Origin of the sequence: Acidovorax sp. Root267 (assembly GCF_001429215.1) — a bacterium.
Classification (GTDB): Bacteria; Pseudomonadota; Gammaproteobacteria; order Burkholderiales; family Burkholderiaceae_C; genus Acidovorax; species Acidovorax radicis.
In genome coordinates, this window is the sequence record NZ_LMJC01000030.1 from 192,292 (window position 1) to 206,692 (window position 14,401).

The window sequence follows — 14,401 nt, forward strand, 5'->3', positions numbered from 1 at the left end:
GCGGTAGCAGCCTTTTTTACTTGTAAAACTCCCGACATGACTGCCTTGCACGACCTGCCCGCCCACGACCTCCTGGTCGCCTACCGCCAGCGCACGCTGTCGCCCGTCGAGGTCACGCAGGCCGTGCTGGCCCACATCGAGCGCTGGGAACCACACATCCGCGCCACCTACCTGCTGCGTCCCGAAGCAGCCCTGGCGCAAGCCCGTGCGTCCGAAGCGCGCTGGCTGCGGGGCGAGCCCATGGGCGCGCTGGACGGCGTGCCCAGCACCATCAAGGAAAACATCGCCACGCAAGGCGACCCGACACCTCTGGGCACTGCAGCCGTGGAGCTGGTGCCTGCCGCTGCCGATGCGCCGCCCGCCGCCCGCATGCGCGAGGCCGGTGCCGTCATCGTGGCCAAGACCACCATGCCCGACTACGGCATGTTGTCCTCAGGCCTGTCCACCTTCCACCCGCTCTCGCGCAACCCGTGGGACACCCGCAAAGGCCCCGGCGGCTCCAGCGCCGGCGGTGGTGCGGCAGCCGCCGCAGGCTACGGCCCGCTGCACATCGGCACGGACATCGGTGGCTCGCTGCGCCTGCCCGCCAGCTGGTGCGGCATCTTCAGCCTGAAACCCAGCCTGGGCCGCATCCCCATCGACCCGCCCTACACCGGCCGTGCCGCAGGCCCCATGACCCGCACCGTGGCAGACGCCGCGCTGATGATGCAGGTGCTGAGCCAGCCCGACGCGCGCGACAGCATGAGCCTGCCCGCGCAGGATATCGCCTGGAGCCAGTTCAACAAGGGTGCCGAGCGCCTGCGCGGCCTGCGCATCGGCTTGCTGCTGGACGCCGGCTGTGGACTGCCGGTGGAGCCCGAGGTGAAGGCCGCCGTGGAACGTGCAGCCAAACTCATGGAGGCAGCTGGCGCCACCATCGTGCCCATGGTGCCCTTCATGACCCAGGCCATGCTCGACGGCATGGACCATTTCTGGCGCATGCGTTCGCACACCGACCTGAAAGCCCTTCCAGCGCAGCAGCGCGACAAGGTGCTGCCCTACATTCGCACCTGGGCCGACAGCGCCGCAGGCATGAGCGGCACCGAAGTTTTCAACGCCAGCCACCAGTTCCACCTGACCCGCGTGAACACCGTCAAAGCCTGCAGCGCCTTTGACTATGTGATCTCGCCCGTGGCACCCATGCCCGCCTTCCAGGCCGAGCTGCCCTCGCCCACCAACGACCCGCTGCGCCCGCTGGAGCACATCGGGTTTACCGTGCCCTTCAACATGTCTGAGCAGCCTGCGGCTTCGGTCAACTGCGGCTACACCCGCAGTGGTCTGCCCATCGGCCTGCAGATTGCAGGCGCCCGTTTTGACGACCTTGGGGTGCTGCAGGTGGCGCACGCATTCGAGCTGATCCGCGAGCCACAGCGGGCCTGGCCCCAGCCGCCTGCGGCTTAACCCTTGGCAGGCCGATGCGCTGTTGTTGGTAACCTTGAGGGCATGCTCTGGGTGTGCTGCCCCGCCATTCGATAGCGGGCAAATGCCCTGGACCCCACCCCTACAACACCTTACGCAACCACCGCATGGACATCCTTATCCTGGCGATTCTCATCGCCACCGGCACCTACATGCTCAACGCCAAGGAGCAGCGCAAGCGCATCGCGCTCCTGGGCAGCCACCTGGCCAACTACCAGATCGAGAAGCTCATGGAGGCACTCACCGACGGCTACCTGCGTGCCCTGGGCGAGAGCACGGACGAGCGCCGCAACCAGATCTGGAGCCTGCTGAGCACCACCGAATCACAGCTGACCGAGCAGTTCAACCGCTTTGCCGCCGACTTCGCCAAGGTGAACGAGGCGGACGCGCGGGTCAGCCGCCTTTCCATGGCCATCCCATTTGCCGAAAAGCTGCTCCCCGCCATGACTTTCGACATGCGCAAGGCGTTGGCGATCCACGCGCGGGGCATTGCCCATGTGGTGCAAAACACCAGCCACCTCTCACCCAAGGACCGGGCCTTCATGATGACTGCCGAGCTGTTCCTCATGCAGCACACCTGCCATTGGTTCTGCAAGTCCAAGACCATTGCCACGGCCCGCATGCTGGCGCGCCACCAGACGCCGCACGAACAGCTCGTGGCCTCGGTGTCCGCCGAGACTCGCAACGCGTATCTGACCCTCATCAAAGGCGGTTGACCCACCGCCTCCAACAATGCCCCATGCCATCCTCCACGCACACCCGCATGACCGATAGCCTGGGTAACCCCGTCACGTTGCACGACCCGGCCAGCGCGGCCGCCCTGAACGACTTTGTGGAAGGCTTCATTGCGTGCGAGGCCCGCGCGGTGAATGTGCTGAACGCGGCAGCAGACACCAGCCCCACCGTGCAAGCCAGCTGCGCGGCGCTGCACATGTTTGCCGAATCGGCCGACGCCCCCCGCAACGCCCGCCCCTTCATCGACCAGGCGCTGGCCCACGCCCACCAGGCCAGCGAGCGCGAACAGCGTTTTGTGGCCGCCGTGGCCGCCTGGGTGGATGGTGACCTGCCCCGCGCCATCGCACTGCACGAAGAACAGGCCCGCCTGCACCCGCGCGACCTCGCATCGCTCAAGCTCGGCCAGTACCACCTGTTCAACCGTGGCGACTCGCCCGGCATGCTGCGCCTGGCCCTGCAGGCCGTGCCCGCCGCTGCCGACGTGCCCTACCTGCACGGCATGCTCGCCTTTGGCTGGGAACAATGCCACCTGCTGGACCACGCCGAGGCGTCCGCGCGCCACGCCATCGCGCTGTGCCGCAAGGAACCCTGGGCCCACCACGCGCTCGCGCATGTGATGCTGACCCAGGGCCGCATCCGCGAAGGCACAGACTTCATGGCCAGCGTGAGCGACACCTGGACGGGCCTGAACTCCTTCATGGTCACGCACAACTGGTGGCACCAGGCCCTCTTCCTGCTGGAGCAGGACCGCCATTCCGACGTGCTGGCGCTGTACGACCAGCAGGTCTGGGGCGTGGTCAAGGAATACACGCAGGACCAGATCAACGCCGTGTCGCTGCTGGCGCGGCTGGAACTGGCCGGCGTGGATGTGGGCCCCCGATGGGCCGACGTGGCTGGCCACCTCGCACTGCGCCTGTCTGACCACGTGCTGCCCTTTCTGGACCTGCAATACCTCTACGGCCTGGCCCGCGCGGGGTGCACCGAAGCTTCGCGCACCCTGCTGCGCAACATCGAGGCCCATGCCGCCACCCGCACAGAGACGCACGAGCGCACGGTGTGGCAGCAGGTGTGTGTGCCCGCCGCCCAGGGTCTGCTCGCGCACGCCCAAGGCGACTGGGCCACGGCGGCAGAGAAACTGGGTGTGGCCTTGCCCCGCCTGGTGGAGATTGGTGGCAGCCATGCGCAGCGCGATCTGTTTCACCAGATCTGGCTGGATGCGCTGCAGCGCAATGGACAGTGGGCGGCGGTGCAGAATTTGTTGCAGCCGTTGGTCAATGCGCAGCCGGAGTCGGTGCGGTTGGCCAGGCAGGTGGGGGTGGTTAATGGGGTGTTGGGGTTGGCGGTGGGTTGAGGAGAATGCGCCGTTCAATGACGTTCCAAGGCATGCTGTGGCGCCTCAACGTTTGCTCGAGAGAATTCTGCAGGCTTAGCGACAACCGCCTGTAAATGCGAATGCTGGTGACCCGGTCACTTCGCACATCATTGCTAGTTGCCAAATTTTCTTGGGATAAAAAATATGGCTCGCTATGGAGATGCCGCTGTAAGAGCGGTTGCGCTGGTTCGTCAGGGCGATGAGCAATCACCGGCCCGTGCGTGGGATATCGCGGTCACAGAAGCTTTCCCACACAGCAAGTCCTCGCAGGAAAAAGGTTGTCCTCGCAACGCATTCCTAGGCCTCTGCGAAAGTGGTCGGGTGAAAGGCGTACCAGCCGGAACCTACACACGGTCGAAGAAGAACAAAGAATACGCATTAGTAGCCATTGACCTTCTGAAACAGAATCCTGCCTTGGTTAGCGACGTTAGTCTTCTATGGAATATGGTGCTCGCTGGTGCTCAGAAGGCGCCGAATCACCAGATGTCAGTTGTTGGCGCGCTCTGGACGGCTAATCTTCTCTTGCCATAGAAAGCCCTCAAGCCCATGCCGCGCGCGGTGCGCTAGATCACGTCGAGCACGCCACCGTGGGTCACGTCCATGACCTTCTGGCTCCGATGCTGCTGCGCAATGCGGTGCACGGCGTCCATCAGCTCTACCGGTCTGCGACCCCCGCGTCAGCGCCGACCGCACGCTCCTCGTCCTTGGGCACAAACACCTTCTGCGTATTCGGATTGCAATCCATCAGCCCCGCGTAGCGCCCCCAGGCGATCATGGTCTGGAAGGTTTTCTCCGGGTTGTCATAGGGCAGCGCGCTGCCGATGTCCTTGATCACCCGGGAGGCGTCCACTTCCTCATACTCCTTGAGCAGGGCAATGATGATGTGGAAGATGCGCAGCTTGAACACCTGCTCGGCGAAGATGGCGCGCCGTCCCTGGCGGTCGGCGGCCACAAAACGCCGGCCCAGCTCTGTGAAGCGGACCTCGTCCTTGGGCGTGTCGATCAGCTCCAGGATTTCCGCGGCTTTGACCAGTGCGATGGTCTCGCCGAACTCTTTGCCGATCTCGTCCGAGATGTCGTAGATGTTCGACAGCTCCGGCGTGTCGTGAAGAATGCTCAAGAGGCCCAGGATCTGCGCCACCGGCACCAGCGGGATGGACTCCATGCGGCCGCGTGCGCGTGAGATGGGGTGGCCCGCCACGGGGGCTTCGGCTGGCAGGTCGGGCAGCGTCATGGTGGTGATGGTTTCGTGGATGACCTTCACCAGGCGCTGGAACTCCGGGTCCCGGCTGTCGCGCGGGTAAGGCAGCGGGTTCTCCAGCACCAGGCCCAGCCTGCCAGGGTGTGGGAACAGCACCACGATGCGCGTGGCCATCTCCACCGCTTCCTCGATGTTGTGGGTGACCATGAAGACCGAACTCGGGCCCGTTCCCCGGCCCCGCCACAGTGTTATCAGCTCCTGGCGCAGGTTCTCTGCGGTGAGCACGTCCAGGGCGCTGAACGCCTCGTCCAGGCACAGCAGCCGGGGCTGAGACACCAGCGCACGGGCAATGCCCACACGCTGGCGCATGCCGCCCGAAAGTTCACGCGGATAGGCCGCGTGGTGGTTGCCCAGGCCAATCAACTCGATGGCCCGCCCCACCGCCGCATCGCGCTCGGCCCGGCTTGTGCGGTGCGCCATCAGGCCCACCGCCACGTTCTGCGCCACCGTGAGCCAGGGGTACAGCGCAAAGGTCTGGAACACCACCGAGGCATCGGGGTTGACGCCGTGCAGGGGCCGGCCATCGGCCAGCACGCGGCCAGAGCTGGGCTCGATCAGCCCTGTGAGGCAGCGCAGGATGGTGGACTTACCCGAACCCGACTGCCCCAGCAGGGCCAGCATTTCGCCCTCGTGGATGTCGAGGTCGATGTTGTCGAGCACCTTGAGCTCGTGGCCCCCCGCGATGGTGAAGGACTTGTTGACCGCACACAGCTGGGCGATGGGTGCTGCGGCGTTGTGGGTGGGCACGGAGTTCGTCATCATCATGTTCAGTCCAGGCGAAAGCGGCGTTCTGCAAACGCATACAGGCGCCGCCAGATCAGTTTGTTCATCAGCAAAACGAAGACCGACATCACCGCGATGCTGGCGATGATGAGCGGCGTGTTGCCCAACTTCGTGGCCTGCGCAATGAAGGCACCCAAGCCATCGGCCTGCAAGGTCGTGTCGCCCCAGGTGGCGAGTTCGGCGACGATGCTGGCGTTCCACGCACCGCCTGCGGCCGTGCACGCCCCGGTGACCCAGAAAGGAAAGATCGCAGGCAGGATCAGGGTGCGCCACAGCGCCCAGTTGCGCAGGCCATACACGCGCGCGGCCTCCTTCAGGTCGTTGGGGATGGCCATGGCGCCCGCGATCACGTTGAACAGGATGTACCACTGCGTGCCCATGGCAATCAGCAGGATGCTGCCCCAGTTCATCGGGGTCTGCGTGGCGACAAAGAAGCCCACCACGATGGGAAACGTCATGTTCACGGGGAACGACGCGCCAATCTGCGCGAGGGGCTGCGCCCACTTCGCCACCCGTGGGTGGAACCCGATCCACACGCCCACCGGGGTCCAGACCAGCGTGGCGAGCACGGTCATGGCCAGCACGCGCAGCAGCGTCAAAAAGCCCAGCCCCACGATGTGGGCGACCATGCCCAGCGTGACCGCACCGTGCAGCGCAGAGATGGCAGCGATCAGGCCCCGCAATACCTCGAAGCCCAGCCACGCTGCGGCAGCCAGGCCCAGGGCGCGCAGGGGCCATGGGTTGCCTTTTCGTGCAGCGCTGCCCCTGCCAGGCCGCTGGCGCAGGAACAGGCCCTGCAACGCGTCTGTGAGTGGCCGCCACACCGCCCGGCCGAGCCAGCTGAACACATAAGCCCGGCGCAGCAGGCCGTACACCCAAGACGTCGCAGGCGCGGCAGATTCCGTCAACTCCACCTTGAACTTGTCGGCCCAGGCCAGCAGGGGGCGCCACACCAGCTGGTCGCTGACCAGGATCAACAACAGCATGGCCAGCACCGCCCAGAGCGCGGCCTGGCGGTCGCCCAGCTCGATGGCCTGCGCCATGTACGAGCCCAGGCCTGGCAGCTGGATGTCCTTGTTCATCACGCTGATGGCTTCGCTCTGCGCCACAAAGAACCACCCGCCACCGAAGGACATCATCGAGTTCCAGATCAGGCTGTGCGTGGAGGCCGGCAGTTCCAGGGAGCGAAATCGCTGCCAGCGGCTCAGGCCGTAGTTCGACGCGGCCTCCTGCATGTCGCCCGGGATCGTGACCATCGAGTGGTAGAAACCAAAGGCCATGTTCCACACCTGCCCCGTGAAGATCGCGAAGATGGCCGCGCACTCCACCCCCAGCAGGCTGCCGGGAAACAGCGCCATGAACCCCGCCACGGTGGCCGACAAAAAGCCCAGCACGGGCACCGACTGCAGCACGTCCAGCGCGGGCAGGATGACAGCGCGGGCCGCGCGGCTCTTGGCCGCCAGGTAACCGACGGCAATCGCGAAGAACAGCGAAAAGCCGAAGGCGATCCACATGCGCAGCAGCGTGCGCCCGGCGTAGTAGGGAATCTGGCCGGGCGACATGTCGAGCGGGGGCGTGCTCGCCGCATCGAAGTGCACCAGCATGCCCTTGCCAAAGTGCAAGGCGCTCCACAGCAGGCCCATCAATGCCAGCAGAACCAGGCCGTCCACCCAGCCAAAACCACGGGGGCTTTCGTTGACGGCCAGTTGGGGCGTGGTGTTTTTCAGGTTGCGGTGCATGGCCGACATCACCGCTGGAAGGCCCAGTTGAGCCCCACCGTCCACCAGGCGGGCGCACCGCCTGTAACACCCCGCGCCTGGCTCAGGTCCACGCTGAGCGCGTCGGTCACCGCGTAGCGCGCGCCCAGGCGCCAGAAGCTGGCGTCGCTCTCACGGAAGCGTTCTGCCACCAGCGACCAGTGCGGCGTGGCGGCCCACTCCAGGGCTGCGCTGCTGCGCGGGAGATCGGGCCCTTGGCGGCGGAAATCACGGCCCAGGTTCATATGGACTGCCAGGCGCTCGGCCGGTTGCCAGGTCACGGGGAACACCACCGCGCTGCCAGCAAACCGTGGCCGGGCGTCCTGCCAGGCGGCCGAGACCACGACACCCACACTGAGCGATTCGGTCAGCGGCGCGGCCCATTTGACCTGCGGGCCTCCGCTCACTGCTGCATCACTGCCAGACCAGCGCGTGCGGTCCAGATTCAGGCCCAGCTCCAGCGGGCCGATCCGGCAGGCTGAGCCCAGGTGCACCAGCGTGCGGCCGCCCCCCCGCTCCCGGTCTGCCCAGGTTTCAACCTGGCACTGGCCGGGCTCCAGGATGGCGGCGTCGTCCACCGCGTGGTGACCGCCCGCTGCATGGGCTTCCTGCAAGGCAAAACCCAGCACGGCAGCTGCAGCGCCCAGGCGCTGGCGCGCTGGCAGGCCAGGGCGCACGGATCGCACTGCGCGCATCGTGGGGAGGAACGGGCCGCGCGTGCAGCCTGCTGCGGGCACACGGCGTGTGGGTTCTTTTCGGCTCATGGGACTCTTTCTGGCTTCCTTGGCCTTGTGGCTTTCGGGGGGCTTTGAAAACAGCCGGGCGTGGCGCAGCAACGCGCCGCTGTTGCGGCCCGCAAGCTTCTGCATTGGAAAGATGGGGTGTGACGAGCACGCGGCAATGCGGCCCGGTTTGTGGTGAAACGTTAAGAAATGGCTTGCCACGGAGGGGCAAACACATCGCTGCGGCCATGTGGCGCACAGCGCGGACTCAGGGCGCTACGCAGCCGAATGTGCCGCACCCGCAAGGGCGCTCTTCACACCTGATCTACAACTGGCACTGTCCACGCGCGCGGCTCCGAAGTGACGACGGGGCGAATATTGCACCGCACAAAACCGAGCGTCAAGCCAGCCTCTGCAATCTTTACGAAATCTATATACGGAGCGAGGCAGTTCCCATTTTTTCGATGCGCGGGGCAGGGCAGCGACGGAACCTGCCAAGCAAAAGCGCCGTCAAGCCACGCTGCCCCGGTTTCACCGCACCAGCAGCTTCGTCTGGTCGTACACCGGCTGCGCCGGCAGATCGGCCAGGTGCCGCACATCGGCCCAGTCCAGCACCTCCACGGCATCGCCATCCACCCGCACGCGGTTCAGGCCAGCGTTGGGGATGTCGCTCTGGCGGGGGCCATCCAGGCCCGTGCCACGGGCTGTGCGCCAGATCATGTCGAGCACGCCGCCGTGGGTCACGACCATGACCTTCTGGCCCTGGTACTGCTGCGCGATGCGGCGCACGGCGTCCATCACGCGGGTGTGGAACTGGCGGGTGGTTTCGCCCCCGGGCATGCCGTAGTCGGCTTCAAAGCGCAGCCATCGCTCCCACGCATCGGCGTGGTCCGCCTTGACGTCGTCCACCCGCTTGCCGTCCACGATGCCGAAGTTTTGCTCGCGCAGGCTGCTGTCGGTGAGGGTGTCGATATGCAGTTGCGGGAACAGCACCTGCAGGCTGGGGCTTGCGGTCTGCTGCGTGCGGATGAGGTCGCTGCAGACCAGGTGGTCCACCACCAGCTGGTCGGCGGCCAGGCGTTCGGCCAGGCGGCGGGCCTGTTCGTGGCCTGTGGCGTTGAGGGGCACGTCCACATGGCCTTGAAAGCGCAGTTCGCGGTTCCAGTCGGTCTCTCCGTGGCGGATCAGGATCAGTTCGGTCATGCGCTCCATTATCGAATGTATACACACTATTGCAAGACTTTTTGCTTGCTAGCGCTTACGTACAAAGCGCTTATAGCTATGATTTTTATAACAACCGAACGCAGGCAGACAGGCACGTGGTGCCGGGCGCTCTCTGCTACCGCATGGGCACGATGAGCACTTTGCGGCGCGGCCGGCAGCCGGGGCCTTCGTGCGCGGCGCTGTCGCGCTGCCAGCCCTGGCCGGGGGAGGTTTGTGCACAGACCCGCGCACCGTCCACCGTGCTGCGCCAGTAGTACCAGGGCGCGGGGGCGGCCTGCACCAGCGGCGTCTGCGGGTTCAGCAGGGCCAGGGCGAACAGGAAACGGGAAACAACGGGCATGGCGGTGGGGGAAACATCCAGCGTGTCCCGGCCATGCTACGCACCGTGTGCCGGGCCGATGCCTTGAAAAGCGGGGGCATTGGCCGTCACGATCCAGCCCTCCAGCGGGTCCAGCCCCGGTGGCAGGCCATACAGCGCGTCGCCGCCCTCGGCATGGCGCCGCTCGGCCCAGGCAGCTTGCACCAGGCACAACACGGCATCCAGGCTGTCGCCGCTGGCGTCGTCCACGAGGGCATCGCGCTGGGCGTGGCTGAGCGCCAGGCGCAGGCCCAGCCGGGTCTGGCCGACCTCCAGCGCAGTGAGAAGGTCCTTGCGGGCGATGAGTCGCTCGGGGGTCTGCTTGGCACGGTCATCGCTCTTGTAGCTGCGCCGCTGCAGCACCTCACGCGCCAAAAGACCGGGGTAGGCCTCCAGCCCCACGCGGCGGGGGTCGCCATCGTGCAGGCCCGGCACATGCACACCGGCGTCCAGCAGCAATGGCACACCCGCGTGCAGCATGTACGCCACGGGCGGGTTCACCCATTTCATCGAGGGGCTGGAGCCTGCGGGGCCGTCGGTGCCGCGGTGGGCAAATTTTCCACCCACCGGGCGGGCATCGCAGAACGCTGCGAACTGGTCGCGGATCTGCGCGCGGCTGAGGCTGCGGTAGTGTTGCATGCACGCCAGCCAGTCTGTGGGCCAACCCAACGCCTGCACCAGCTCGCGCGGCAGGCCAAAGGGCAGGTCAAAGCCGCCCACCCAGTCGCCGGGCTGAGACAGCCATCGGCCGAACGCGGCCAGGGTATCGAACCGCTCCAGCGCAGCGAGCTGCACGCGTGCGCCCCGGCGTTGGCCCAGCGCCAACACGATGGGCTTGCGCCGCGTGGGGCTGCTGGAGAAGTCGCAGCCCAGCAGCAGGGTTTGTGGTGCGGCGGCCGTCATCCCAAGGCCAACGCCGTGACGCCTGCCGCAATGCACAGCGCGCCAAAAATGCGCGCCATGCGGTCACCCTCGCCCAGCAGGTGCCCGCCGATGAGGGCGGCAAACAGCATGGACACCTCGCGCGCCGGGGCCACGTGCGACAGGGGTGCCTGCTGCATGGCATACAGCACCAGCACATAGGCCACGGGGCTGACCACCGCCACGGCCAGCGCAAAACGCCACTGCGCCAGCCACAGCGTGCGGGCCGTGGGCAGGTCGCGCAGCACTACCGGCGCCAGCAGGCCCACACGCACAAAGTTGCCCATGTAGTCCACCAGAATGGGCGACATCAGCAGAAACTTGACCGCATAGCCGTCGACCACCGTGTAGCTGGCAATGAAGGCCCCCGTGAGCAGGCCGTACAACATGCCTTTGTGCACCCGCGCCCGTGCGGCAGGGTCGTGCGCGGCGCGCAGCAGGCCCGGGCCGCCCGCAATCAGGAACACGCCCCCCACCACGCCCACGATGCCCAAGGCACCCAGCGCCGAGATCTGCTCACCCAGCAGCGTGATGGCCACCAGCGACGACAACAGCGGCCCCGAGCCGCGCGCCAGCGGGTAGACCACGGTGAGGTCCGCCACACGGTAGCCGCGCAGCAGGATGACGAAGTACGCCACATGCAGCAGCCCGCTGGCGGCGACAAAACCCCACTCCACCGCGCCCCACTGCGGCACGGCGTCGCGCCCCAGGTACCAGCCCAGCGGCGCCCAGACGACCATCATGATCACCGAGGTGAAGAACGCAAACCGCGAGTCCCCCCCGGCCTTCTTGGCCACGATGTTCCAGCACGCGTGGATGAGGCCGGCGAGGATGATGAGGGCGAAGGCGGTAAAGGTCACGGGCGGGGAAAAGAACGGCCTGAACAGAAAAGCCGCAGCGCCTTCTGGGCGGCTGCGGCTGCAAAACGTGATGGACGGCTGCGAAGAAAAGTGGGGCGATTTGCGTAGCGAGCCAGCCTAGTCTGGGTCGATGCGCGCAGCCGTACTCTCGTACGGCGAGCACAGCAGGCCCGGAATCGGCTGGCGCAGTAGCAAAGCGCCCCGCTTTTCAGGCCCGGCCGATGATGGAGGCCGTGGCCATCAACTCTTCCAGCAACGCAAACGACACCTTGCCCGAGACCGCATACGGGTCCAGCTCGGGCTTTTCGGAATACTTGAGCAGGATCGAATGGTTGATCTTGGACAGGTTGACCTGCCCCATCGTCCAGCCGCCAAAGCGGCGCTCGGCGATTTCCTCGTAGTGCAGCAATTCCACGTTCTTGTGGCGCGGATCCTTCTGGATGTGGCCATACAGGTCGCTCACGGCGGAGCGGCCACCCTCGATGGCTTGCAGGAAGACCCCGCCGCCGTAACAAAGCACGCCCGTGATGCCGCAGCCCGGGTTGTGCTGGCGCGACTGGGTCAGGATGGCCTCAATGGCGGCGGGCGAGGTATCGACAGCGCGGCTGGCGTAAAGCAGGCGTACCAACATGGGTTAGTTCCTTCCCGGGATGAGTGACAAAAATTCGCGACGCAGGGCGCTGTCCTTGAGGAACACGCCGCGCATCACCGAGTTGATCATCTTGCTGTCCATCTCGCGCACACCGCGCCAGGACATGCAGAAGTGGCTCGCCTCCATCACGATGGCCAGGCCGTCGGGCTGGGTCTTTTCCATGATCAGGTCCGCCAGCTGCACCACGGCTTCTTCCTGGATCTGGGGCCGGCCCATGACCCAGTCGACCAGGCGCGCGTACTTGGACAGGCCGATCACGTTGGTGTGTTCGTTGGGCATCACGCCGATCCAGATCTTGCCGATGACCGGGCAGAAATGGTGGCTGCAGGCACTGCGCACGGTGATGGGGCCGACGATCATGAGCTCATTCAAGTGCTCGGCGTTGGGGAATTCGGTAATCGGCGGCTGGGCCACGTAGCGGCCCTTGAACACCTCGTTGAGGTACATCTTGGCCACGCGGCGCGCGGTGTTGTTAGTGTTGTGGTCGCCCACGGTGTTGATCACCATGCTGTCGAGCACACCCTGCATCTTGACCTCGACCTCATCGAGCAGCTTCTCCAGCTCACCGGGCTCGATGAACTCTGCAATGTTGTCGTTGGCATGAAAGCGCTTGCGGGCAGCGGCAAGGCGCTCGCGAATCTTCACGGAGACGGGCGTGCCTTCATCATCCGGCGGGGTGGGCGTCATATCGGCGGCGGGTTGGCTGGACATGGCCAGAATCGTAACAGCGAATGCCAGGGCATGGATTCCAAGGGTTTTAGGCCCCTAGCGCTTGTTGGACAAGCGCAAACAGCTACCAAAATAATAGCAAACAATCTTGCAGGATTCCGTCGTCCCTGGCGCGAATCAGCCCCCGGGGCGCAGGCAAGCGGCGCACCCTCAGCAAGTGCCGCCGTGGAACCGGCTTCGCCCGGTGGCGACCCCTGCGGGCTGCGGGTCAGAGGGGTCTTCAATACCGGTTTCCAGTGACCCACAGCGCCAGCCGCATGAGGCCGAAGGCGATGCGATCCAGGACGCGCTGGCGCAGGGGGCGGTTCGCGTAACGCGCCGGGTCCATGCGCCGGCCAGCATGCTGCATGGCGTGCACCAGGCGCTGGCGCAGGTCGGTGGCAAAGGCGGCGTCTTCCACCACCACGTTGGCCTCGCGCGCCAGCAGCAGGCTCAGGGGATCCAGGTTGGACGAGCCCACGGTGGCCCAGGGGTTTTCGCCCAGCGCGTCGATGACCGCCACCTTGGCGTGCAGGAAGCTGGGCGCGTATTCGTGGATCTCCACTCCGGCCTCCAGCAGCGCGCCATACACCGGCCGCGCCGCGTGGTACTGCATGAAGTACTCGTAGCGCCCCTGCAGCAGCAAGCGCACGCGCACGCCCCGGCGCGCGGCCATCACCAACGCGCGGCGCAGCTTGCCGCCGGGCATGAAGTAGGCGTTGGCGATGATGACTTCGTGCCGTGCCGCGCCGATGGCCCGGCGGTAGGCTTTCTCGATGCGGCTGCGGTTGCGCACGTTGTCGCGCAGCACCAGCGCGGCCCGCATGGGCGGGCCTGCCTCCGCAGTCCGCACGGCATGCCGGGCCGCGCTAGCGGCGCGCAGGGCCTGCAGGGCTTCGGGCAGGCGGCGCTGGCGCGCGTCGCGCACTGCCTGCATGCGCCACCACAGCTGGTCCATGGTTTCGCTGGCCGGCGCGACCAGGCTGCCGGTGGCCTGCACGGCAAAGTCAAAGCGCGGCGCATCCAGCGTGCCGTAGTTGGGGTCGTGAAAGTCGTCCAGCACATTGATGCCGCCGCAGAACAGCATGCATCCATCCACCACGCACAGCTTGCGGTGCAGCCGGCGCCACCGGTGGGGCAACAGCAGGCCCAACGGCCCCAAGGGGGAATACACGCGGTACTGCACGCCCGAGGCCTGCAAGCGTTCTGCCCAGCTGTGCGGCAAGGTGCCCGTGCCCACCCCATCCACCACCAACTGGGTGCGCACGCCGCGCTCGGCGGCCCGCATCAGCGCCTCGGCCACCGCCGCGCCGGCACCGGTGAAATCAAAAATGTAGGTTTCAAACTGGATGTCCGACAGCGCCGCATCCATGGCCTCGATCAGGGCGGGAAACAGCTCCTCGGCCCCTTGCAGCAGTCGCACCCGGTGGTCGTCCGAAAACTCAGCCCTGTGAGCCCGGAACAGCGACTTCTTGCTCATCGCGCCCATCCACCGTGCAGCGCACCGCCAGCGAATGTGGAAACGGGCGCGCACAAGGCCAGTGCCACCGTGGAACTGGCTTTGCCAGGCCATGGGTGGCGTCCCCCCGC

The 14,401-nt window shown here is 66.2% G+C and carries 13 protein-coding genes; 3 read left to right on the forward strand and 10 right to left on the reverse strand.

Translation table 11 applies throughout. The annotated features are described in order from the left end of the window. Positions 1-36: 36 nt before the first annotated feature. From ASE39_RS19505 to ASE39_RS19515, 3 genes are all read left to right on the forward strand, one after another. Positions 37-1,440 carry an amidase gene (locus tag ASE39_RS19505; RefSeq protein ID WP_057272231.1) on the forward strand — a complete coding sequence of 468 codons (1,404 nt, stop codon included), beginning with the start codon at positions 37-39 and terminating at the stop codon, positions 1,438-1,440. Positions 1,441-1,565: 125 nt separating this feature from the next. After that, positions 1,566-2,174 (forward strand): hypothetical protein, encoded by a 609-nt coding sequence (locus tag ASE39_RS19510; RefSeq protein WP_010461896.1) that lies wholly within the window; start codon positions 1,566-1,568, stop codon positions 2,172-2,174. Between the two features lie 23 nt (positions 2,175-2,197). Next, entirely contained in the window at positions 2,198-3,544 is a 1,347-nt protein-coding gene (locus tag ASE39_RS19515) for a tetratricopeptide repeat protein (RefSeq protein ID WP_057272232.1), read from the forward strand. 676 nt (positions 3,545-4,220) lie between these two features. Here ASE39_RS19515 and ASE39_RS19520 read toward each other — a convergent pair. From ASE39_RS19520 to clsB, 10 genes are all read right to left on the reverse strand, one after another. After that, on the reverse strand, positions 4,221-5,588 hold the full coding sequence (locus tag ASE39_RS19520) for a nitrate/sulfonate/bicarbonate ABC transporter ATP-binding protein (protein WP_140426839.1): 1,368 nt from the start codon (positions 5,586-5,588) through the stop codon (positions 4,221-4,223). A 5-nt stretch (positions 5,589-5,593) separates the two neighbouring features. Continuing rightward, entirely contained in the window at positions 5,594-7,357 is a 1,764-nt protein-coding gene (locus tag ASE39_RS19525; RefSeq protein WP_242421501.1) for an ABC transporter permease subunit, read from the reverse strand. Then, positions 7,357-8,130: a hypothetical protein gene (locus ASE39_RS19530; RefSeq protein ID WP_140426840.1), complete on the reverse strand. Its 774-nt coding sequence runs from the start codon at positions 8,128-8,130 to the stop codon at positions 7,357-7,359. The genes ASE39_RS19525 and ASE39_RS19530 overlap by 1 nt, the downstream gene beginning before the upstream one ends. A gap of 489 nt (positions 8,131-8,619) precedes the next feature. Continuing rightward, positions 8,620-9,291, reverse strand: coding sequence for a histidine phosphatase family protein (locus tag ASE39_RS19535; protein ID WP_010461910.1), 672 nt, complete (start codon positions 9,289-9,291; stop codon positions 8,620-8,622). Positions 9,292-9,427: 136 nt separating this feature from the next. Then, positions 9,428-9,652 carry a hypothetical protein gene (locus ASE39_RS19540; protein WP_057272234.1) on the reverse strand — a complete coding sequence of 75 codons (225 nt, stop codon included), beginning with the start codon at positions 9,650-9,652 and terminating at the stop codon, positions 9,428-9,430. 36 nt (positions 9,653-9,688) lie between these two features. After that, positions 9,689-10,573 (reverse strand): DUF429 domain-containing protein, encoded by an 885-nt coding sequence (locus ASE39_RS19545; protein ID WP_057272235.1) that lies wholly within the window; start codon positions 10,571-10,573, stop codon positions 9,689-9,691. Next, positions 10,570-11,451 (reverse strand): DMT family transporter, encoded by an 882-nt coding sequence (locus ASE39_RS19550; protein ID WP_057272236.1) that lies wholly within the window; start codon positions 11,449-11,451, stop codon positions 10,570-10,572. The genes ASE39_RS19545 and ASE39_RS19550 overlap by 4 nt, the downstream gene beginning before the upstream one ends. Positions 11,452-11,659: 208 nt before the next feature. After that, the gene (locus ASE39_RS19555) at positions 11,660-12,082 is read right to left on the reverse strand and encodes a BLUF domain-containing protein (RefSeq protein ID WP_010461918.1); all 423 of its coding nucleotides are present in this window, start codon (positions 12,080-12,082) and stop codon (positions 11,660-11,662) included. 3 nt (positions 12,083-12,085) lie between these two features. Continuing rightward, on the reverse strand, positions 12,086-12,814 hold the full coding sequence (folE, locus tag ASE39_RS19560) for a GTP cyclohydrolase I (protein ID WP_057272237.1): 729 nt from the start codon (positions 12,812-12,814) through the stop codon (positions 12,086-12,088). 238 nt (positions 12,815-13,052) lie between these two features. Continuing rightward, positions 13,053-14,291 carry a cardiolipin synthase ClsB gene (gene clsB / locus ASE39_RS19565; protein WP_010461922.1) on the reverse strand — a complete coding sequence of 413 codons (1,239 nt, stop codon included), beginning with the start codon at positions 14,289-14,291 and terminating at the stop codon, positions 13,053-13,055. Positions 14,292-14,401 lie beyond the last annotated feature (110 nt).

Coding starts and splice junctions, on each gene's coding strand:
- ASE39_RS19520 (WP_140426839.1), bottom strand. CDS start 5,588: ATGATGACGAACTCCGTGCCCACCCACAACGCCGCAGCACCCATCGCC.
- ASE39_RS19525 (WP_242421501.1), bottom strand. CDS start 7,357: ATGTCGGCCATGCACCGCAACCTGAAAAACACCACGCCCCAACTGGCC.
- folE (WP_057272237.1), bottom strand. CDS start 12,814: ATGTCCAGCCAACCCGCCGCCGATATGACGCCCACCCCGCCGGATGAT.
- ASE39_RS19535 (WP_010461910.1), bottom strand. CDS start 9,291: ATGACCGAACTGATCCTGATCCGCCACGGAGAGACCGACTGGAACCGC.
- ASE39_RS19510 (WP_010461896.1), top strand. CDS start 1,566: ATGGACATCCTTATCCTGGCGATTCTCATCGCCACCGGCACCTACATG.
- ASE39_RS19530 (WP_140426840.1), bottom strand. CDS start 8,130: ATGAGCCGAAAAGAACCCACACGCCGTGTGCCCGCAGCAGGCTGCACG.
- ASE39_RS19540 (WP_057272234.1), bottom strand. CDS start 9,652: ATGCCCGTTGTTTCCCGTTTCCTGTTCGCCCTGGCCCTGCTGAACCCG.
- ASE39_RS19515 (WP_057272232.1), top strand. CDS start 2,198: ATGCCATCCTCCACGCACACCCGCATGACCGATAGCCTGGGTAACCCC.
- ASE39_RS19555 (WP_010461918.1), bottom strand. CDS start 12,082: ATGTTGGTACGCCTGCTTTACGCCAGCCGCGCTGTCGATACCTCGCCC.
- ASE39_RS19505 (WP_057272231.1), top strand. CDS start 37: ATGACTGCCTTGCACGACCTGCCCGCCCACGACCTCCTGGTCGCCTAC.
- ASE39_RS19545 (WP_057272235.1), bottom strand. CDS start 10,573: ATGACGGCCGCCGCACCACAAACCCTGCTGCTGGGCTGCGACTTCTCC.
- clsB (WP_010461922.1), bottom strand. CDS start 14,291: ATGAGCAAGAAGTCGCTGTTCCGGGCTCACAGGGCTGAGTTTTCGGAC.